The following is a 19776-nucleotide window of genomic DNA, read 5'->3' as shown; positions in this document are numbered from 1 at the left end:
ATATGGGACTGGTGATTTTATCTTTCAAGAGCTTTTTGACAAAGCCCCGGGCGCTTTTTCCCGCAGTTCTTTCTCCCGCAGTTCCTTTTCAAGAAATCGCCAGATCGCCGGATCCTGCATCGCCGCCACGTTCAGCCGCATGAACGTCGACGGCAGCTGGCTGGGCGAAAACAGGCTGCCCGGGGCCAGCAGGATACCCTGCGCCATGGCCCGCTCGGCCAGCACATTGGTATCGCAGCCCGCATCGGCCCAGACGAACATGCCGGCCGGCGGGGCCATGTTGATCTGCAGGCCGACGCGCTCCATCTGGCGCACCGTGCGCGCGCGCAGGCCGTCGAGCCGCGTACGCATACGCTCGGCATGCTTGCGGTACGCGCCTTCGGACAGGATCTTGTAGACGGCGCGCTCGCCGATGTCGCTGGTGGTCAGCGTCTGCAGCATCTTGCGGTCGGCAAGCCGCCGCGCCAGCTCCGGCGACGTGGCGATGAAGCCGACCCGCAGGTTGGCCGCCATCGTCTTGGAAAAGCCGGACAGGTAGATCACCCGCTGCAACTGGTCCAGCGCGGCCAGCCGGGTGGCCGGCTGCACGGCGCTGCCGGGATGCAGGTCGCAATAGATGTCGTCCTCGACGACCGTGATGTCGTGTTCGGCCGCGATCCGCAGCACCTGGTAAGCCTTGGCGGCCGACAGCGACGTCGAACTGGGGTTGTGCAGCACCGAGTTGATCACGTACAGCTTCGGCTTGTGCAGCGCGGCCAGCTCGGCCAGCCGGGCGATATCCGGTCCGTCGGCAAGCCGCGGCACGCCCACCACGCGCGCGCCCAGCGCCGCGAACGAACCGAACATCAGGAACCAGGCCGGGTCGTCGACGAAGACCGTGTCGCCCGGCCGGGTGAATTCGCGTGCCACCATGTCCAGCCCCTGCGTCACGCCGGCCGTCGTGACGATCTGCTCGGGCGCGGCGCTGATTTCCAGCTCGGCCAGCTTGCGCTGCAGTTGCTGGCGCAGCGGCACGAAGCCTTGCGGCACGCCATAGTTCAGCAACAGGCTGGCATTCTGGCGGCCGATCGCGCGCAGCGCATTGGCCACGCTGTCGCCATCGAGCCACTCGCTGGGCAGCACGCCGGTGCCCGGCATCTGCTGGTGGGGCATCTGGCGAAACATGTTACGCACCAGCCAGACCACGTCCAGCGAGTGCCCGGCGACTTCCGTCTCGACCGCCGGCATGGTGGCCACCGGCGCCGCACTGCGCAGCGGGGTGCGTTCGCGGATGAAGAAGCCGGCGCCGCGGCGCGATTCCAGGTAGCCGCGAGCGACCAGCTTGTCATAAGCCGCCACCACGGTGAACGGCGACACGCCGTGGCTTTCCGCGAAGCGCCGGATCGACGGCATCCGGCTGCCGCTGCGCAGCATGCGCTCGTCGATCCTTGCCGCGACGGTACGCACGATCTGGTCGGTCAGGGACTCGCCCGCCGCACGGCTGAGTGTGGCAACGGAGGCGGAAGACGGGGTGGGCGGGTCGGGCAGGGTCGTCATGGGCTTGCCGGTTACATGTGTATTGGGAAATCGACCATCACAGTAATTCAAATCATGCGGATCAGTGTATTGGCACTGTACTGGCCAATTCTTCTACGATACACCTGATTCCACTAGAAAGCCAAGATCATGAAAGCACTCTCCGCCGTTTCCCGTGCACGTTGCGTCGCCCTTTCCGATCGCTGCGCCGCCAACGCGCAAGGCCGGTATCGGGAACACCCATGAGCGGCCCATCCGTCGCCGTGCCACTCCCTGCCGCCACCGGCCGGCGCCGTTCCGACGAGACCACCGGCATGCTGCTCGGCCTGGCGGGCGTGGCCATCTTCAGCCTGACGCTGCCGTTCACCCGGCTCGCCGTGGCCGACCTGAGCCCGATGTTCGCCACGATGGGGCGCGCCGTCGTGGCCGCACTGCTGGCGGGCCTGTGGCTGTGGCGGCAGCGCGCGCCGCTGCCCGGCCGCGCTGCGCTGCCGGGTCTCGCCATCGTCGCGGCCGGCTGCGTGATCGGTTTTCCACTGCTGACATCGATCGCGATGCGCACGCTGCCGGCATCGCACGGCGCCGTACTGGTCGGCATCCTGCCGCTGGCCACCGCGCTGTTTGCCGCGCTGCGCGGCCAGGAGCGGCCGTCGGCCGGGTTCTGGTGCGTGGCGCTGGCCGGATCGGCCCTGGTCGTCGGCTTCGCGCTGAGCCAGAGCGGCGGCACGCTGCACGTGGCCGATGTGCTGATGCTGGGCGCCGTGCTGTCTGCCGCCTGGGGCTATGCCGAAGGCGGGCGCCTGTCGCAGGCGCTGGGCGGGCAGCAGGTGATCAGCTGGGCACTGCTGCTGTCGCTGCCGGTCGCCCTGCCCCTTGCCGTGTGGGACCTGTGGCGGCATGGCGGCACGCTGGGCAATGTCGGGCCCGCGGCCTGGGCCGGCTTTGCCTACACCTGCGTATTCTCGATGTTCGTCGGCTTCATCTTCTGGTACCGCGGCATGGCCAAAGGCGGCGTGGCCCGCGTCGGCCAGGTGCAGTTGCTGCAGCCGTTCCTCACGCTGCTGGGCGCCGCCGCCGTGCTGGGCGAGCCGCTGCAGGCGGCGCACCTGCTGTTCGCGCTGGCTGTGATCGGCACCGTGGCGCTGGGCCGCAGGATGGCCATCAGGCGATAGCGCAGCGCCGGGCGCATTGAGCGAAGCGCGCCGCTGGTCGTACAATACGCCGATTGCAGCTCTGGCTTTTCGCACTTTTTACACTCTTTTTCACATTCTTATTACAACCCATCTGGAGACCCCATGTCCGTCTACGAAAAACTGAAGTCGCTCGATATCACCCTGAAGGCCCCCGCCACGCCGGCAGCCGCCTACGTCATGCACGTGCAGACCGGGAACACCGTGTTCCTGTCCGGGCACATCGCGAAGAAGCCGGACGGCGCCGTGTGGGTGGGCCAGCTGGGCAAGAACATCGAGACGGCCGAAGGCAAGCAGGCGGCGCGCGCGATCGCGATCGACCTGCTGGGCACGCTGCAGGAAGCCTGCGGCGGGGACCTGAACCGCGTGAAGCGCATCGTCAAGGTGATGAGCCTGGTGAACTCCACGCCGGACTTCACCGAGCAGCACCTGGTCACCAATGGCGCTTCCGAGCTGCTGGGCGAAGTGTTCGGCGACGCCGGCAAGCACGCCCGCTCCGCATTCGGCGTGGCGCAGATCCCGCTGGGCGCCTGCGTCGAGATCGAGCTGATCGCCGAAATCGCGTAATCACAGCATTCATTGAATCAAGGGCGCGGCCTACCCGGCCGCGCCTCCATGAGCCGCCACAAGCGCGCTGTTCCAACGGTGGGCGCCGCCCGCCACCCTTTCTCCGAGAGAGTCGTATGAAAATCGAAAACCCGAATCCGATCCAGTGGCGCTTTTCCGAACGCGCCCAGCAGCTGCAAAGTTCGTTCATCCGCGAGATCCTGAAGATCACGCAGCAGCCGGAAATCATTTCGTTCGCGGGCGGCCTGCCGTCGCCGGCCACGTTCCCGGTGGAAGAAATGAAAGCGGCGTTCGACAAGGTGCTGTCGACCACCGGCAAGACCGCGCTGCAGTACGGACCGACGGACGGCTACATGCCGCTGCGCCAGTGGATCGCCGATTCGCTCTCGAAGGATGGCGCGCGGATCGCGCCGGAACAGGTGCTGATGGTGTCCGGATCGCAGCAGGCGCTCGACCTGCTGGGCAAGGTGCTGATCGACGAAGGCAGCCGCGTGCTGGTCGAGACGCCGAGCTACCTGGGCGCGCTGCAGGCGTTTTCCGTCTACCGCCCCGAGTTCGCGTCGGTCCTGACCGATGACGACGGCCTGGTGCCCGCGTCCATCGCCCCGGTGGCGGAGGGCGCCCGCCTGCTGTACTCGCTGCCGAACTTCCAGAACCCGACCGGCCGCACGCTGTCGATCGCGCGCCGCCAGGAACTGGTGGAAACCTGCGCCCGCCTCGGCCTGCCGCTGATCGAGGACGATCCCTACGGCGCGCTGTCGTACAAGGGCGAGCCGCTGCCGAAGATGGTGGCGATGAACCCGGACGGCGTGATCTACATGGGCTCGTTCTCGAAAGTGCTGACGCCGGGCATCCGGCTGGGCTACGTGGTGGCGCCGCTGCCGCTGGTGCGCCGCCTCGAACTGGCCAAGCAGGCCGCAGACCTGCACACCGCCCAGCTGACGCAGATGGTGGTGCACGAAGTGATCAAGGACGGCTTCCTGGAACGCCACATTCCGACCATCCGCGAACTGTACGGCAACCAGTGCCAGGCCATGCTCGATGCGATGGCCGAGCACTTCCCCGCCGGCGCGACGTGGACGAAGCCGGAGGGCGGCATGTTCATCTGGGTCACGCTGCCGAAGCACATCAACGCGATGGAACTGCTCGACGAAGCCATCAAGCAGAAGGTTGCGTTCGTGCCGGGCGCGCCGTTCTATGCCAACGAGCCGGAAACCAACACGCTGCGCCTGTCGTTCGTGACGGTGCCGCCGGAGCGCATCCGCCAGGGCATCGCGGTGCTGGGCAAGCTGATCGCGGCACGGATGTAAGGCTGCCATCCCGCAGGCGGCAAGCCTGCGGGCAATGCTTTCAGTTCCGCGGCGGATACCCGGTAATCGCCGCAATCTCCTCATACATGGGCCGCAGCCGCCGGTACATGCGCAGGTAGACGCGCCGGTACAGCTGGTCGTAGATGCGCCGGCTGGCGGCATCCGGGATGAAAACCCGCCCGGTGCGCGTCATCGCCGCCACGGCGCCGGCGAAGTCGCGGTGCAGGCCCAGGCCGACGGCGCCGGCGATCGCCGCGCCCAGGCCGGAAGCTTCGTAGACGTGGGCACGCACGGCGGGCAGGCCGAAGATGTCGGCCGTCAGCTGCATCGCCGCGTCGCTCTGCGAGCCGCCGCCGGCCACGCGCAGCTCGGTGATGCGCGTTCCGCTGCGCCGCTCGATGCGTTCCTTTCCTTCGCGCAGCGCATATGCCAGGCCTTCCAGGATTGCCCGGTACATGTGGGCGCGCGTATGCACGTCGCCGAAACCGATCATCGCGCCCTTCGCTTCCGGACCCGGCACGCGGATGCCCGGGCTCCAGTAGGGTTGCAGCATCAGGCCCATCGATCCCGGCGGCACCGCCTCCACCAGCCGGTCGAACAGCGCTTCGGGGGCCAGGCCGCGTTCCGTGGCGGCCGCCAGTTCGCGGTCGCCGAACTGCTCCTTGAACCAGTTCACCATCCAGTAGCCGCGAAAGATCTGCACCTCGATGCTGTAGGCGCCCGGCAGCGCGGCCGGGTATGGCGGGATGAACCGCGTGACCTCGACATATTTCGCGCTGGTGGTGTTGATCGTGGCCGTGGTGCCGTACGACAGGCAGCCGATGTGCGGCGCCAGCGCACCGGCGCCGATCACTTCGCAAGCCTTGTCGGCCGCCGCGGCGATCAGCGGCAATCCCGCCGGGATGCCGGTCGCCGCGGCAGCTGCGGGCGTGACGGCGCCGATGACGGTGCCGGGCGGCACCAGCTCGGGCAGCATGTCCGGCCGGATCGCCAGCGCCTGCCATTTCCAGTCGCGCGCGCCAGCCCAGCGGTGGCGCCGGTAATCGAAGGGCACATAGCCCACCTGCGAGCCGGTGGAGTCGGCGAAACGGCCGCACAGCCGGTAGTTCAGGTAGCCCGACAGCAACAGGAACTTGTGGGTGCGCCGCCAGGTGTCGGGCTGGTGGACGGCGATCCAGTTGATTTCGGCCTCGCGCTGGAAATAGCGCAGCGTGCCGTCGACGCGGGCCAGCCGGAACGCGGCGCGCCAGAACGGGCCGACCCGCGGTACCTGCGCCAGGTCCGTGCGGCGCTGGTCCAGCCACGTGATGGCGGGGCGCAGCGGCCGCCCGTCTTCATCGACATTGACGACCGTGCCGCGCTGCGTGGTCACGGCGACACCGGCGACGCGCCCGCGCTCGGCCGGGGCGACCAGCCACAGACGGCGGCAGGCTTCGCACACCGCATCCCAGTAGCCTTCCGCCTTGTGCTCGGCCCATCCCGGCCGGTCGGCGTAATACGGCTGCAGCGGCACCTGCGCCTTTGCCACCAGTTCGCCGCGCAGGTCGAACAGCAGCGCGCGCACGCTCTGCGTGCCGTTGTCGATGGCAAGGATGCAGGGGCCGGTCATGGGACGCGGTTGATGCAGGGACCGGTCATGGGACGCGGTTGACGACACGCCGCTCATGGGACCGTCGGGCATCGACTGCGAGCGGCGAGCTTGCCGGACCAGGCGTCAGCGGGGTGCCTCGGCGGCCTCCTTCAGCTGTGCCAGGCCCTGCTCGAAATCGGGGCCGGCCATGTCTTCGACGCTGGTGAACACCTCGACCAGCTTCATCACGAACGGCCGGTTGCCGGACATCGACCAGCTCACCGCGGTGCCTTCCGGCCGCGGCGTCAGCACGAAGCGCACCTGGTTGTGCGATTCGAACGGCTGCACGAAGTCGAGCCGGATGCCGACCGTGCTCGGTGGCGTGCTCTCGACGATTTCCATCCTGCCCTGCCCCACGTCCTCGTTGCCGCTCCACGTGTAGATGGCGCCCGTTCCGCTCGCCGCGCCGCTGTAGGCGCGCTGCATCGCCGGATCGAAGCGCTCCCACGGCGACCATGCGGGCCATTGGCGAAAGTCGTTCAGGTAGGCGAACACCCGCTCCGGCGGCGCCTTGATCAGGGCGGTGCGTTCGATCCGGAACGTATCGGGCTGCATCAGAGCGAGAGCGCTGACGACAGCGCCGATGATGACGACGGCGAGCAGTAACCTCTTCCACATGGCGGCCTCGGAGCGTGCGCTTGGCGCGATGGCTCAAGGCTAGCACAGAGCACGTGGCGCTCCGCGCCGCGTTCGCGGGGACATTGCCCGCCCGGACCAGGCGACACCCGTTCGCAGGCTCAGCTCACGAAGTCGAGCAGGCGCACGCCGGCCAGCAGCCGGGTAAAGACGTCGAGGACGGCATACACGCCGAACAGGCCTGGCAGCAGTGCCGCGAACATCAGCGGCGACTTCATGCGGCAAAAGTACACGGTGCTGGCCGCGGCCAGCAGGCCGGAAGCGATCGTGAGCACGAACACGGCCAGGTACTTGGGCGAACTCATCACGGAGAGCAGGACCGCCAGTCCGCCGGCAAGCATTGCCAGCCCGAACGTTACGTAAGGCATGCCGATCATCATCGTCTCCTTGCCGATATTCAGAAGCTCAGCGGATAGTCGATTCGATTAACCATAAAATGAACGATGCACGAGAAAAACCCGCCAGCCATATTGGCTGAACCGGCAGCCGGAAATATTATTTCGTTATCTGAAAACGTCATAAAATCAGCCAGTTGGCATATGTTCTTTACGGTACATAAACACGCTGGATATTCCGCCACCATGAAACCGATAATACAGCAAAGATTTAAAGGAAATCTCACACATTATCGCCACACTGCGGCAATAAAAGGGCCGGAAATCCGTGCAGGAAACCCGGGGGCTGACAATACCAAGCAGGCAAACGCGGCAATCCGAACGGGGCAAGCAACCAGACGCATGCAAAGGGACGTGCCCATGCATCCCGCGCGCGCGGGATGTGAGCAGCAGGGAACAAAAAGCCGCGGCGGGTGCCGCGGCGGTGGCGCTTATCCGGCCTCGGGATACAGCACGACCTGGACGTAGTTGTCGAAGTCGAAGTAGCGCTGCGCGGCGGCCTGCACGTCGGCCGGCGTCACGGCGGCGGCGCGCTCTTCGAAGCCCAGGATGGACTCCGGTGCAAAGCCGTTCAGTTGCGCCGCCTGCAGCTGGCCGATCCAGAAGGCATTCTCGCGCAGTGCGCGGCGGTGGCTGGTCAGCCAGCTCTGCTTGACCTTCGCCAGGTCCGCCGCCGCCGGGCCGTTTTCCTGCAGCTTGCGGATTTCCGCGAACGCGGCGGCGATCACCCTGTCGACATTTTCCGGCCCGCAAGGCAGCGCCAGCGCCACCGAATAGTTCGGATACGGCAGCTTTCCGACACCGCCGCTGGCGCCGCCGCCGTAGATCAGGCCGAGCTGTTCGCGCAGCACCTCGGTCAGCTTGATGTTCAGCACTTCGACGAGTGCCTGCATGCGCAGCTGCTCGGCCTGGGAAAACGCGGCATCGCCGGTAAATGTGATCGAGACATTGCTCTTCGGTTCCTTGCCGCGGCGTACCTCCTTCTTCACCACGCCGCGCACCGGGCGCACGCCCGTGTCGCGGTAGGCCACCGGGATATCCCCCACCGGCAGCGTTGCCAGGTAGGTGGCCAGCAGCGGTTTCAGCTTCGCGGCATCGACACTGCCGACGAAGTAGAACGTCATGCCCTTGGCGCTGGCAAAGCGCTCGCGGTAGATCTGCTGGACGCGGTCGAGCTGCACCTTGTCGAAGTCTTCCGGCCGGGGCGTGCGCGCCACGCGCGGGTGGTCGCCATAAAGGGTGGTGCGTACCGTGTCCGAGAATTCCGCTTCCGGGCGCGCCAGCGCGTTGCGCGCCATGTCGCGCTGGCGGGCGATGAAGGAATTGAACAACATTTCGTCGCGGCGCGGCTGCGTGAGCTTCACGTGTATCAGCTGCAGCAGCGTTTCGATGTCGGCACTGCCGGCGCTGCCGGATACGTTGTCGGACAGGTCGGACAGCGTCGCACCCGCACTCACGCTCTTGCCGGCCAGGACCTTCTGCAGGTCCGCCGGCGAATAGTTCAGCGCGCCCATCTGCGCGGCCAGCGCGCTGGCATAGCGGGCATTGAAGATGTCCGCGTCGCCGAACAGCGACTGGCCGCCGAAGCGCACAGCGCTCATCAGCACCTGGTCGTTGCGGAAATCGGTGGGCTTGAGCACCACCTTCACGCCATTCGACAGCGTCAATTCGGTCGTGCCGAGCGCCTTGTTTTCCTGCTCGGCGACGATGCGGCCGGGTGCCGGCGGCTTGTCGAGCAGGCTGCTGGCATAGGCCTTGTCCTCGCGCGCGGTCACGGTCTGCCGGTGCGCCTGGTCGATGGCGGCCAGCAGTTCGGTGCCGGTCGGCGGCGCGCGGTCCTTCAGGGCGCCCATCAGGATGACCAGCTTCTTGTCGTCCGACGGGATGGCCGCGCGCACCGCCGCATTCACTTCTTCCAGCGTGATGCCGGGCACCAGCGCCTGCGCATAGGCATACTCGTTCTGCATGCCGGGCATCGGCTCGCCCTCGAGGAAATTGCGGATGTATTCGGCCACGAACGCGGCCGAATCGGTCTTGTCGCGCTCGGCGTACATGCGTTCGTAGTTGCGCAGCATGGTTTTCTTCGCGCGGTCCAGTTCCGAGGCCGTGAAGCCGAACTGGCGCGCCCGCTCGCCTTCCTGCACCAGCGCATTGATCGCCGGCACATGCCCGCCCTTGCCCAGCAGCGCCGTGGCGGAGAACGAGCGGTAGCCGCGCACCACCTTGCCCGTGCCGCTGCCGCCCTGGATGAACGGCGGGTCGGCCTGCTGCGTCAGCTCCATGATGCGCTGGCTCAACATCGCGCCGTACAGCTTTTCGACCAGGTCGCGCCGGTAGCCGGCATAGGTGGGGTCTTCCGGCTGCGGCACGATCGGGTAGCGGATGTACAGCACGTCGGCAGGCGCTTCGCGGTCCGTGATCACCAGCCCTTCGTCGGTCTTGCGCTCGGGGATCGCGGCATACTCGCGCGGGCGCGCATTGGCCGGATTCTTCAGCTTGCCGAAATGCGCCTTGACCAGCTTTTCCGCCTCGGCCGGATCGATGTCGCCGACCACCATCACGGCCATCAGGTCGGGCCGGTACCAGTCGCGGTAGAAGCGCCGGATCGCTTCGGGCTTGAAGGTGCGCAGCACGTCGGCCTTGCCGATCGGCAGGCGCTCGGCATAGCGCGAACCGTTGAACAGTTTCGGATACAGCACCTGGTTCATGCGGTCGCTGGCGCCCTTGCCCATCCGCAGTTCCTCGAGCACGATGCCGCGCTCGCTCTCGATGTCCTCGTCGTTGAACGTGATGCCGCTGGCCCAGTCCTCCAGCACGAGAAAGCCCTTTTCCACGGCTTCCTTCGAATCGGTCGGGATCGGCAGCATGTAGACGGTCTGGTCGAAGCTGGTGTAGGCATTCAGGTCGCGCCCGAACTTGACGCCGATCGACTGCAGGTACGACACCAGTTCGTGGCGCTTGAAGTGGGTGGAACCGTTGAACGCCATGTGCTCGGTGAAGTGCGCCAGGCCCAGCTGGTCTTCATCTTCCAGGATCGAACCGGCCTTGACGACGAGCCGCAGTTCGAGGCGCTTTTCCGGACGCCCGTTGCGCTGGATGTAATAGGTGAGCCCGTTCGGCAGCTTGCCGACCTTGACGTGCGGCGCCACCGGCAACGTGTCGCCGGGCGCCGGCAGTGGCGCGGCGTGCGCCAGCAGGGAAGCGCCGAGCAGCGCGGCGGCGGTGGCAAGCTTGAATGAACTCAACTTCATGGAGGGGCACGGTCGGGTGGGCGAAGCGCCACGATACACCAGAACCGGAACGCTCTGCTACAATCGCCGCGCCCGCCGCACGGTGCGGCCGGGCCTACTGTTAATTTACGTCTTCGGGGCGGGGTGCGATTCCCCACCGGCGGTATGGCCGTCAAGCCGAGCCCGCGAGCGCCCGTGATGATTCCATCATCGCGGGGTCAGCAGATCCGGTGAGATGCCGGAGCCGACGGTATAGTCCGGATGAAAGAAGATGTGCGTTGTACGTGCATGCCTGCACGCGTTGGGTGCCTGTCGCCCGCCGCGTTTACGGGTGCGTGCGTGTTCGCTTTGCCCTGGAGCGTTTTTCGCCATTGCGAGGAGCGTTTCAATGTCTGTCCAAGAACTTTTCCCTGTTAATTCCCCTGCCCTGCAAGGCGGCGACCTCTCTGCCCGTATCGGCGCGGCGCTCGATGCCATGCGCGCCGGCGTGCCCGTCATCCTGCTCGACGATTTCGACCGCGAGAACGAGGCCGACCTGATCGTCGCCTGCGACCGCCTCACCGTGCCGACCATGGCGCTGATGATCCGCGAATGCAGCGGCATCGTCTGCCTGTGTCTGACGGCCGACCGGGTGCGCGAACTGGAGCTGCCGCCGATGGCCAGTGAAAACGGCAGCCGCTACGGCACGCCGTTCACCGTGTCGATCGAGGCCCGCCACGGCGTGACCACCGGCGTGTCGGCCGCCGACCGCGTGGCCACGATCCGCGCCGCCACCGCGCCGGGCGCACAACCGCACGACCTGGTGCGGCCCGGCCATGTATTCCCGCTGCGCGCCACGCCGGGTGGCGTACTGGCCCGCGCCGGCCATACCGAAGGGTCGGTGGACCTGGCCGTCATGGCCGGCCTGGCACCGGCCGCCGTGCTGTGCGAACTGATGAACCCGGACGGCACGATGATGCGCGGCGACGCCATCGAACGTTTCGCCGCGCAGCACGGCATGCCGATCCTGACGATCGCTGAGATGATCGCCTGGCGCAAGCTGCACGGCTGACCGCCGGTCTACTCCACCGCGCCGGCCGCGAGCGCGCCGTTGGTGGCAGGTTGCACGCGGCGGTAAATCGCGACGCAAGCCAGTGCATAGGCCGTCGCGATAGCCACATAGGCGATGGCCAGCCGCGCGCCCCACACCGGCACCGTATGCAGGATGGTGCCGGCGCCTGCCACGCCGAGCAGCGCGCCGATCTGGCGGCTGGCGTTCAGGGCCGCCCCGGCGGCGCTGGCGTTGTCCTTGCCGCCGGCCCCCATCACGGTCGACGTCATGGCGGGAATCGCATAGCCGACCGCCAGGAACATCAGCGTGCCGCCGGCGATCACCAGCCAGGGCGGCGTGCCGGCGCCGGCCTGGGCCAGCAGCAGCGCCGCCACGGCGCCTCCGCCCATTCCCGTCAGCAGCGGCAGCCGCGCGCCATGCCTGGCCACGGCGCGGCCGGACAGCACATTGCCCACGCCGGCTCCGGCCGTCATCGGCAGGATCGCCAGCCCGGTACCGAGCGCGCCGCTGCCGTGGGCGCCCTGCATCCACAGGCTGACGACGAACATGTGGCCGAACGTGCCGACATTGATCAGCATGCCCGTCAGCACGGCGGCGCGGAACGGCGCGATGCCGTACAGCGCGCGTGGCAGGATGGGCTGCGCGGCATCGCGTTCGCGCAGGATCAGCAGTACCGCCAGCAGCACCGCCGCGGCCAGCGCGCCCAGCACGGGCGCCGATGACCAGCCCAGCACCGGCCCCTCGATCAGCACGAACGCCAGTGCCGCCAGCGCACCGGCGCCCAGGCCGTGGCTCAGCAAGCCCAGTATCCGGGCGTGGGGCGCGGGTGCCGGCGCCTTTGCCTGCGCCAGCACGATGCCCAGCAGGCCGAGCGGCAGGTTCAGCCAGAAGATGCTGCGCCAGCCGAACGATTCCACCAGCAGCCCGCCGGCCACCGGCCCGACGGTGGCGGCGGCGCTGACGATCGCCGCCCATCCGGCGAACATCTTCGCGCGGCGTTTCGGGTCGTCCTCGGCGTGCGTCAGCAGGGCCAGGGAACTGGGCATGAACAGCGCGGCGCCGGTGCCCTGCAGCAGCCGAGCCGCCACCAGCGCCACGCCGGACGGCGCCAGCGCGCACAGCACCGACCCCAGCACGAACAGCGCCAGCCCACCCTGGTAGACGCGCCTGGCGCCGTATCGGTCGGCCAGCGCCCCGCCGGCCAGCAGCAGCGCGGCGAACGTCAGCGTATAGGCGTCCACCACCCACACCAGCCCTTCCAGCGGCACGCCAAGGTCGGCGGAAATGTCGGACAGGGCCGTGTTCACGGCCGTCACGTCGATCATCGCCATCACGAAACCGATGGCGAGGGTAAACAGCAGCATGGTGCCTCCTTGTATAGCGATGCTGAAAGATAGCGATGCAGGAAGGTTAAGCCCCTTGCCTGATGCAGTAAACATGCATAACATCAGCATCCTGATGCAATATTGCATCAACGGAGAACGCATGGACTGGGACGACGCCCGCATATTCCTCGGCATCTACCGCGCCGGTACGCTGCGCGGCGCCGCCGCGCAACTCGGCATCGACCAGGCCACGGCGGGCCGGCGGCTGGCGGCGATGGAGACGGCGCTGAACGCGAAGCTGTTCCTGCGCACGCCCTCCGGCTACGTGCCCACGCCGGCCGGCGAGACGGCGGCGCGGCCGGCGGAAAGGATGGAGCAGGCGGCCCACCAGCTGGAGCGCGAAATGCAGGGCATCGACCACCGGCTGTCCGGCACGGTGCGGGTCGCCACCACCGACACGATGGCGCAGTACTTCGTGATGGACGCGATCCGCGCGCTGCATGCCGAACATCCGGACATCCGCGTTGTGCTGCACGTGACGACGGCGGTGGCCAGCCTGACGCGCCGCGAAGCCGACCTCGCCGTGCGCACGCTGAAACCCACCGATCCCGATCTGGTGTCGCGCCACCTGGCCCGGCGCACTTCCGGCCTGTACGCCAGCAAGGCCTACCTGCGCAGGCGCGGCATGCCGGCGGCGGACACCGGGCTGGCCGGCCATGACCTCGTCATCTACCATGCCTCGGTGGCGCCGCGCCAGGCCAGCCACGTGGCCGGCATGCCGGTGGCCGGCGCACGCATCGCGCTGGAGGTGAATACCGGCCTGATGCTGATGGAAGCGGCACGCGCCGGCATCGGCATCGCCGAGCTGCCGGTGCACATGGCGGACCAGGATGCGCGGCTGGTGCGCATCTTCCCGGACCGCGTGCACCAGTACGACATGTACCTGGTGATGCACGGCGACCTGCACCGCAGCGCGCGGGTGCGGGCCGTGGCCGATGCGATCGTGTCGCAGTTCGGTCATCCTGTACCGTAGCCGCCGTTACAGGATGATAAGATCGCAATATGTCCACCAATGTATCGCTCTTCCCGTCGCTGGCGCGGCTGCACCGCGCCACGATGATCTGGCTCACCAGCTGGTGGCGCCTGCTGCAGTTCGCCGCGCTGATCCTGGCGCGCGGCGCCGCGCCGTCCACCTACCGCCGCGACAACCACCGTGCGCTGGCCAGCCACCTGGTGCTCGGCACCGCGCCGAACCTGCTGTGGTTCTGCGTGCTGTCGGCGCTGATCAGCCTCGTCATCATCCGCATCGTCGTCGTCACCGCCACGTCGTACGGCCTGTCCGGCTATGCGCTGGAAATGGTGGTGCGCGTGCTGGTGCTCGAACTGATTCCGCTGACGGCGGCACTGTTCGTGGCGCTGCGCAGCACACTGCCGGCCGGCGTCGAATTCGCGCAGCGGCGGCTCGCCGCGGCGGCAGCGGCACCGGCGGGATCGGCCGGTGCGGCAGCCGATCCCGGCGAGGCGCTGCGCCGCGAGTTCTATCCGCGCGCCTCCGCCGGCATCTTCGCCGTGTGGCTGCTGGCCGCCGTCAGCTGCATCCTCACGCTGGTGCTGGCCTACCTGATCATCTACGGCTTCACGCCGTATGCGCTGCCGGGCTATACCCGCGTGGTGGGGCAGATCTTCAACCCGGCCGTGGCATTGATCCTCATACTGAAGATCTTCTTTTTCTCGCTGGCGGTCGGCATCATTCCACTGGCTTCCTCCTATTACGACGCGGCGGCCAACCCGTTCGCGGCGCGCCTGCGTTCAACGCACGGGCTGTCCGACATGGTGCGGATGTTTTCCGTGGTCCTGCTGATCGAGGCCGCCTCCCTGATGGGCAATTACTACTGAACCGATTCGACTGAGCGAACATGACTGACACCTCTCCTCCCGTCCCGGCCGCGCCTTCGGAACCGGCACCGGTGCGCAACGCCGAGATCAAGGCCGCGCTGCTGCTGATCCTGATGGTGGCGCTGATTGCCGGCGCCGGCCTGTACCTGCTGTACGCGCGCGGCGCGTTCGAACCCACGCAGCGCCTGGTGCTGACGGCCGACGATTCCGAAGGCGTGGCGGTCGGCATGGACGTGACGTTCGCCGGCTTCCCCATCGGCCGCGTGCGCAGCATCGAACTGTCGCGCGAAGGCAAGGCCCGCGTGCTGGTCGACGTGCCCGAGAAGGATGCGCACTGGCTGCGCTCGAGCAGCATCTTCACGCTGGAAAAAGGCATCGTCGGCGGCGCGAAACTGCGCGCGTTCACGGGCATCCCGACCGATCCGCCATTACCGGACAAGGCCGAGCGCCCGCTGCTGGTGGGCGACGTGGCGGCCGAGATTCCACGGCTGCTGTCGGCCGCGCGCGACATCCTCACGAACGTGACGGCGCTGACCGCCGCCGACTCCTCGCTCGGCCAAAGCCTGGCCAACGTGCAGGGCGTGACCGAGAAGCTGAACGGCCCGGGCGGCGCGATGGGCTTCATTGCCGGCGAAGACCGCAAGGCGCGCGAACTGCTCGCCAATGCGAACTCGCTGATCGTGCGCGCCGACCGGCTGGTGGGCAATGCCGACAGCAAGGTATTCGGCGACAAGGGCGTAGCCAACGATGCGCAGGCCGCGATCGTGCAGCTGGACGGCCTGCTGGCCGATGCGCGCGCCAGCATGAAGAAGCTCGATGCGGTGCTGGCGGAAGCGCAGGCGGTCGGCAAGAATGCCCGCGTGGCCACCGAGGACCTGGGCGCGCTGCGCGCCGATGTCGACGCCAACCTGCGCAAGATCGAGCAGCTCGTCAACGAGATCAACCGGAAGTGGCCGTTCAAGCGCGAAGCGGAGATCAAGCTGCCATGAAGCCATGCCTCATCCTCGCCGTCCCCGTGCTCCTGGCCGCCTGCAACAGCGGGCCACCCGTTCCCGACTGGAAGATGAATGCGCAAAGCGCGCTGGAACGGTCCACCGGCGCCTACATGGGCGGCCGCGACCTCGTCGAGCAGAACGAATTCGCCCATGCCCGCGACGACATTGCCGCCACCGGCAAGGTGGACCTGGTGATCCGCGCCGAATTGATCCGCTGCGCCGCGCGCACCGCCGCCCTGGTGTTCGACGAATGCACCGGCTTCGCGGCGCTGCGTGCCGACGCCACGCCGGCCGACATCGCCTATGCCGACTATCTGGCCGGCCGCGCCCGTCCCGCCGACGCGGCGCTGCTGCCCGAACCGCAGCGGGCCGTGCTCGCCGCCGCATCCGACAGCGCCGCCGCCACGGCCGTGAAAGGCATCGCCGACCCGCTGTCGCAACTGGTCGCCGCCGGCGCCCTGTTCAAGGCCAACCGCGCCACGCCCGAGCTGATCGGACAGGCCATCGCCACGTCGTCCGACCAGGGCTGGCGCCGGCCGTTGCTGGCCTGGCTGAACGTGCAAGCGCTGCGCGCCGACAAGGCCGGCGACGCCGACGAAGCCACCCGCATCCGCCGGCGCATCGCCCTGGTCGAGAACCAGCCCCGCTAATCTCCCAACCGCCGAGCCCGTTGGTTGTTTTACAACACCGGGGGCACGGCAGGGGTTTCGCGGAGCATGCTCCGCGCCGGCCAAGCGGTAATGGCATGCTTGCCACTACTCCTTTCAGACCCCGAATTCTGGAAATTATTGCCAAAAACCGGGGTCAGACCCCGGTTTTTGGCAACATTTCTCGGAGTAGTCCCGGGTAGTTATCGCAGCAGCCGGGCGACGGCGGCGCGGGCGTCGGCGGCGAGTTCGCGCAGGTCGAGGCCGGGGATGGCGTCGTGTTCGACGACGGGCTTGCCGGCCACGGTGAGCAGCCGCAGCGCGGGGCGCCCGCCCGAGGCGACAGGGCCGATGGCGATGTCGTGCAGGCCGAAGTAGCGCGGGTCGTCGAGCGAGTAGACGGCGATGTCCGCGGCCATGCCCACTTCGAGCGTGCCCAGGCCATCGAGGCCGAGCACGCGCGCGCCGCCGCTGGTGCCCCAGCGCACGACATCCTCGACGGTGGCGGCGTCGGCACCGCCTTCGAAGCTGCCGCCGCGGTGCGTGGGCCGCGCGTCCTGCCCGCCGCGCGCACGCTGCATCAGCCAGGCGGCGTGCGTTTCGGAGATCATGTCCGCCGCCTCGTTCGACGCGGCGCCGTCGACACCGATCGAGATCGCGGCGCCGGCCGCTTCCAGCTGGCGGATCGGCGCGATGCCGCTGCCGAGGCGCCCGTTGCTCTGCGGGCAGTGCGCGACGCCGGTGCCGGTGGCGCCCAGCAGCGCGATCTCCTCGTCGTCCAGCTTGACGAGGTGGGCGAACCAGACGTCGCTGCCCAGCCAGTCCTGCTCGGCGGCGAAGCGCACCGGCGTGGTGCCGTACTTGCCATGCGCGGAATTCTGGTATTCGACGGTTTCGGACAGGTGGCTGTGCAGCCGGATGCCCAGCCGCCGCGCCTCGGCCGCCACGGTGCGCAGCTCGCCCGGCGTCATCGAGTAAAGAGGCGTGGTCGGCGCCATCACGACGCGGCGCATGGCATCCGGCGCGGGATCGTGCCAGCGTTGCGCGATGCGCTCCATGTCGGCCAGGTAGCCGTCCAGCGTTTCCGGCCGCAGGCAGGCGGGCAGGTCCGCTTCCAGCTGGCGCGTCTGGGTGGCGCCGCCGCGGCACAGCACGAAACGCATGCCCAGCCGCTCCGCCTCCTCGAACAGGATCGCCGAACCGTCGAACGGCATGCCGGGCCAGTACAGGTAATTGTGATCGGCCACCGTGGTGCAGCCGGAGCGCAGCAGCTCGACGAGCCCGATGCGCGCGGCGAGGCGGAACAGCTGTTCGTCGAATGCCGCGCGGAAGCGGTAGGGCGTGGCGGCCAGCCAGGCCGTCAGCGGCAGGTCGATGCCGGCCGCGTCGCCCTTCAGCAGCGACTGGAACAGGTGGTGGTGCGTGTTCACCCACGCCGGATAGACGACGCAGCCGGTGGCGTCGACCACACGCTCGCCGGGCAGCGGGTCGAGCCGGCCCAGTGCGGCAATGCGGCCGTTGGCGACACGGATGTCCGGGCCGGCATGGCGTGCCGCCTCGCCTTTCACTCCGGTCACGATCGCGGCGGCGTTCCTGATCAGTAAATCATTCATCGGTTTTCCTTTTCAAAGATCCAGCACCAGCAGCGGCGTCCTGGAACGCGAGCAGCATGGCAGGAAACGGTCGCCCAGCGCCCGCTCGGTATCGGTGAGGTAGCAATCCTGGTGATCCGGTTCGCCTTCCAGCACGGTGGTGAGGCAGCTGCCGCACACGCCCTGCCGGCACGAAACCGGAATCGCCACGCCATGCTCCGCCAGGCAATCGACGACGCTCTGCCCGGCCGGCACGGCGATGGTCCTGCCGGTACTGGCCACGCGCACCTGGAATGCGGACGACGACGCCACATCCACCACCGTGTTGGCGTTGGCGAAGTGCTCGACGTGGATGCGCTCCGCCGCCACGCCATGCGCCAGCGCTGCCTGCTGCACCATCGCGATGAAGCCGGCCGGCCCGCACACGTACAGGTGCGTGTCCGCGCCGGCACCGGCCAGCAGCGCCGGCAGATCGAACCGCTGCGTCGCGGGTCCATCGTCGGCATGCACGTGCACGCAGTGTCGATAAGGCGCCTCGCGCAGGCTTCCGGCGAAGGCCGCTGTACCCATCGAACGCACACAATAATGCAGGGCGAACTGCCGGTCGAGTATGTTCAGCCGTTCCGCCATCGACAGTAGCGGCGTGATGCCGATGCCGCCGGCGACCAGCAGCGAGCGCCGCGCGCCGGTGTCGAGCTCGAAATGGTTGCGCGGCGCGCCGATCGTGACGTGCGCGCCCTCTTCCAGCGCATGCATCGCCTGCGACCCGCCGCCGTCCTGCAGCAGCACGGCGATGACGTAGCGCGCCGTATCGCGCGGGTCGTTGCACAGCGAGTACTGGCGCACCAGCCCACCCGGCAGGTGGACGTCGACGTGGGCGCCGGCCGTGAACGGCGGCAGTGCCGCGCCATCCGGATCGCGCAGTTCGAAGGCGTGGACGCGTTCGGCCTCGCGCCACTTGCGGGCTATCCGCACCTTGAAGGTCGTATTCATGCCTAGGCCTCGCTTTCGTGCCAGTGCTTCAGCGAGAAGCGCGCCAGTGCCGACATCAGCGCGAACAGCAGCACGCCCGTGACGGTGATCATGAACAGCGCCGCGAACAGCCGCGGGATGTTCAGCTCGAAGCCGGCCTGCAGGATCTGGTACGCCAGCCCGGTGCTGCTGCCGCCGGTGCCGGCAACGAATTCGGCCACGACCGCGCCGATCAGCGACAGGCCGCTGGCGATGCGCAGGCCGCCGAAGAAGCTGGGCAAGGCACTGGGCACGCGCAGCCGCACCAGCACCTGCCAGCGCGTGGCGCGGTTCAGCCGGAACAGGTTCAGCAGGCCGGGATTCACGCTGCGCAGGCCCAGCACCGTGTTCGAGATGATCGGGAACACGGCCATCATGGTGGCGCAGATCGTCAGCGCGGCGGCCGGCGTCTTGACCCAGATGATGATCAGCGGCGCGATCGCCACGACGGGCGTGACCTGCAGCAGGATCGCGTAAGGGAACAGGCAGGCTTCCAGCAGCTTGCTCTGCACGAACAGGAACGCCACGGCCACACCGACCACGGTGGCCAGCGCGAACGCGAAGAACGTGATGCGCAGCGTGACGAGCAGCGCGTCGAACAGCAGCGACCAGTCTTCCAGCAAGGTGCCGGCAATGGCGGCCGGCGACGGGACCAGGTAGACCGGCACCTGCAGCGTCACGCAGACTGCCTGCCATACCGCCAGCAACAGCAGGCCGAGTGCCAGCGGCGCCAGCGCGCGGCGCACGCGCGCATCGTCGATCAGGGGTTTTTCCAGCATGGCGGAT

17 protein-coding genes and 1 riboswitch are annotated in these 19776 nt (G+C 68.0%); of the genes, 8 read left to right on the top strand and 9 right to left on the bottom strand.

What is annotated here, in order from left to right:
• Positions 1 to 24: 24 nt before the first annotated feature.
• Complete coding sequence (locus FHS02_RS16295) at positions 25 to 1536, bottom strand: aminotransferase-like domain-containing protein (RefSeq protein ID WP_137313862.1); 1512 nt, start codon at positions 1534 to 1536, stop codon at positions 25 to 27.
• Between the two features lie 221 nt (positions 1537 to 1757).
• Between FHS02_RS16295 and FHS02_RS16290 the strand changes: the two genes are divergently transcribed.
• The 3 genes from FHS02_RS16290 to FHS02_RS16280 all read left to right on the top strand — a co-directional run bounded on the left by FHS02_RS16290 (position 1758) and on the right by FHS02_RS16280 (position 4582).
• Positions 1758 to 2687, top strand: coding sequence for a DMT family transporter (locus FHS02_RS16290; protein ID WP_229422628.1), 930 nt, complete (start codon positions 1758 to 1760; stop codon positions 2685 to 2687).
• A 123-nt stretch (positions 2688 to 2810) separates the two neighbouring features.
• On the top strand, positions 2811 to 3272 hold the full coding sequence (locus FHS02_RS16285) for a RidA family protein (RefSeq protein WP_137313863.1): 462 nt from the start codon (positions 2811 to 2813) through the stop codon (positions 3270 to 3272).
• A 116-nt stretch (positions 3273 to 3388) separates the two neighbouring features.
• The gene (locus FHS02_RS16280) at positions 3389 to 4582 is read left to right on the top strand and encodes an aminotransferase-like domain-containing protein (protein ID WP_137313864.1); all 1194 of its coding nucleotides are present in this window, start codon (positions 3389 to 3391) and stop codon (positions 4580 to 4582) included.
• 40 nt (positions 4583 to 4622) lie between these two features.
• Here FHS02_RS16280 and FHS02_RS16275 read toward each other — a convergent pair whose 3' ends face one another.
• From FHS02_RS16275 to FHS02_RS16260, 4 genes are all read right to left on the bottom strand, one after another.
• The gene (locus FHS02_RS16275) at positions 4623 to 6191 is read right to left on the bottom strand and encodes an FGGY-family carbohydrate kinase (protein ID WP_137313865.1); all 1569 of its coding nucleotides are present in this window, start codon (positions 6189 to 6191) and stop codon (positions 4623 to 4625) included.
• A gap of 105 nt (positions 6192 to 6296) precedes the next feature.
• Positions 6297 to 6830 (bottom strand): SRPBCC family protein, encoded by a 534-nt coding sequence (locus FHS02_RS16270; RefSeq protein WP_137313866.1) that lies wholly within the window; start codon positions 6828 to 6830, stop codon positions 6297 to 6299.
• 119 nt (positions 6831 to 6949) lie between these two features.
• Positions 6950 to 7228, bottom strand: coding sequence for a hypothetical protein (locus FHS02_RS16265; RefSeq protein WP_137313867.1), 279 nt, complete (start codon positions 7226 to 7228; stop codon positions 6950 to 6952).
• Positions 7229 to 7674: 446 nt separating this feature from the next.
• Complete coding sequence (locus tag FHS02_RS16260; protein WP_137313868.1) at positions 7675 to 10494, bottom strand: M16 family metallopeptidase; 2820 nt, start codon at positions 10492 to 10494, stop codon at positions 7675 to 7677.
• Positions 10495 to 10599: 105 nt separating this feature from the next.
• Positions 10600 to 10750: riboswitch (FMN riboswitch) on the top strand.
• Positions 10751 to 10861: 111 nt separating this feature from the next.
• Here FHS02_RS16260 and ribB point away from each other — a divergent pair.
• Positions 10862 to 11524: a 3,4-dihydroxy-2-butanone-4-phosphate synthase gene (gene ribB, locus FHS02_RS16255; RefSeq protein ID WP_137313869.1), complete on the top strand. Its 663-nt coding sequence runs from the start codon at positions 10862 to 10864 to the stop codon at positions 11522 to 11524.
• Between the two features lie 8 nt (positions 11525 to 11532).
• On the opposite strand, the gene FHS02_RS16250 is transcribed toward ribB, so the two are convergent.
• Positions 11533 to 12888: an MFS transporter gene (locus FHS02_RS16250; protein ID WP_137313870.1), complete on the bottom strand. Its 1356-nt coding sequence runs from the start codon at positions 12886 to 12888 to the stop codon at positions 11533 to 11535.
• A gap of 121 nt (positions 12889 to 13009) precedes the next feature.
• Here FHS02_RS16250 and FHS02_RS16245 point away from each other — a divergent pair, with 121 nt between their 5' ends.
• The 4 genes from FHS02_RS16245 to FHS02_RS16230 are packed head-to-tail and all read left to right on the top strand — an operon-like array spanning position 13010 to position 16390.
• Positions 13010 to 13882, top strand: a complete 873-nt coding sequence (locus tag FHS02_RS16245; RefSeq protein WP_137317409.1) for a LysR family transcriptional regulator — start codon at positions 13010 to 13012, stop codon at positions 13880 to 13882.
• 29 nt (positions 13883 to 13911) lie between these two features.
• Positions 13912 to 14745: an MlaE family ABC transporter permease gene (locus FHS02_RS16240; protein WP_137313871.1), complete on the top strand. Its 834-nt coding sequence runs from the start codon at positions 13912 to 13914 to the stop codon at positions 14743 to 14745.
• A 20-nt stretch (positions 14746 to 14765) separates the two neighbouring features.
• Complete coding sequence (locus tag FHS02_RS16235) at positions 14766 to 15734, top strand: MlaD family protein (protein WP_137313872.1); 969 nt, start codon at positions 14766 to 14768, stop codon at positions 15732 to 15734.
• Positions 15731 to 16390 (top strand): hypothetical protein, encoded by a 660-nt coding sequence (locus FHS02_RS16230; RefSeq protein ID WP_137313873.1) that lies wholly within the window; start codon positions 15731 to 15733, stop codon positions 16388 to 16390. The genes FHS02_RS16235 and FHS02_RS16230 overlap by 4 nt, the downstream gene beginning before the upstream one ends.
• Positions 16391 to 16590: 200 nt before the next feature.
• Here FHS02_RS16230 and FHS02_RS16225 read toward each other — a convergent pair whose 3' ends face one another.
• From FHS02_RS16225 to FHS02_RS16215, 3 genes are read right to left on the bottom strand one after another with little or no spacing between them, the layout of a single operon-like run.
• Positions 16591 to 18000, bottom strand: coding sequence for an amidohydrolase family protein (locus FHS02_RS16225; protein ID WP_137313874.1), 1410 nt, complete (start codon positions 17998 to 18000; stop codon positions 16591 to 16593).
• Positions 18001 to 18012: 12 nt separating this feature from the next.
• A complete protein-coding gene (locus FHS02_RS16220; RefSeq protein WP_137313875.1) occupies positions 18013 to 18972 on the bottom strand; it encodes a PDR/VanB family oxidoreductase in 960 nt (319 codons plus the stop codon).
• A 2-nt stretch (positions 18973 to 18974) separates the two neighbouring features.
• Positions 18975 to 19769, bottom strand: a complete 795-nt coding sequence (locus tag FHS02_RS16215) for an ABC transporter permease (RefSeq protein ID WP_137313876.1) — start codon at positions 19767 to 19769, stop codon at positions 18975 to 18977.
• Positions 19770 to 19776 lie beyond the last annotated feature (7 nt).

This window comes from Pseudoduganella umbonata (genome assembly GCF_014192225.1).
Lineage (GTDB): Bacteria > Pseudomonadota > Gammaproteobacteria > Burkholderiales > Burkholderiaceae_D > Rugamonas > Rugamonas umbonata.
The sequence above is the reverse complement of the archived record's forward strand: the minus strand, read 5'-3'. Positions and strand labels throughout refer to the sequence as shown.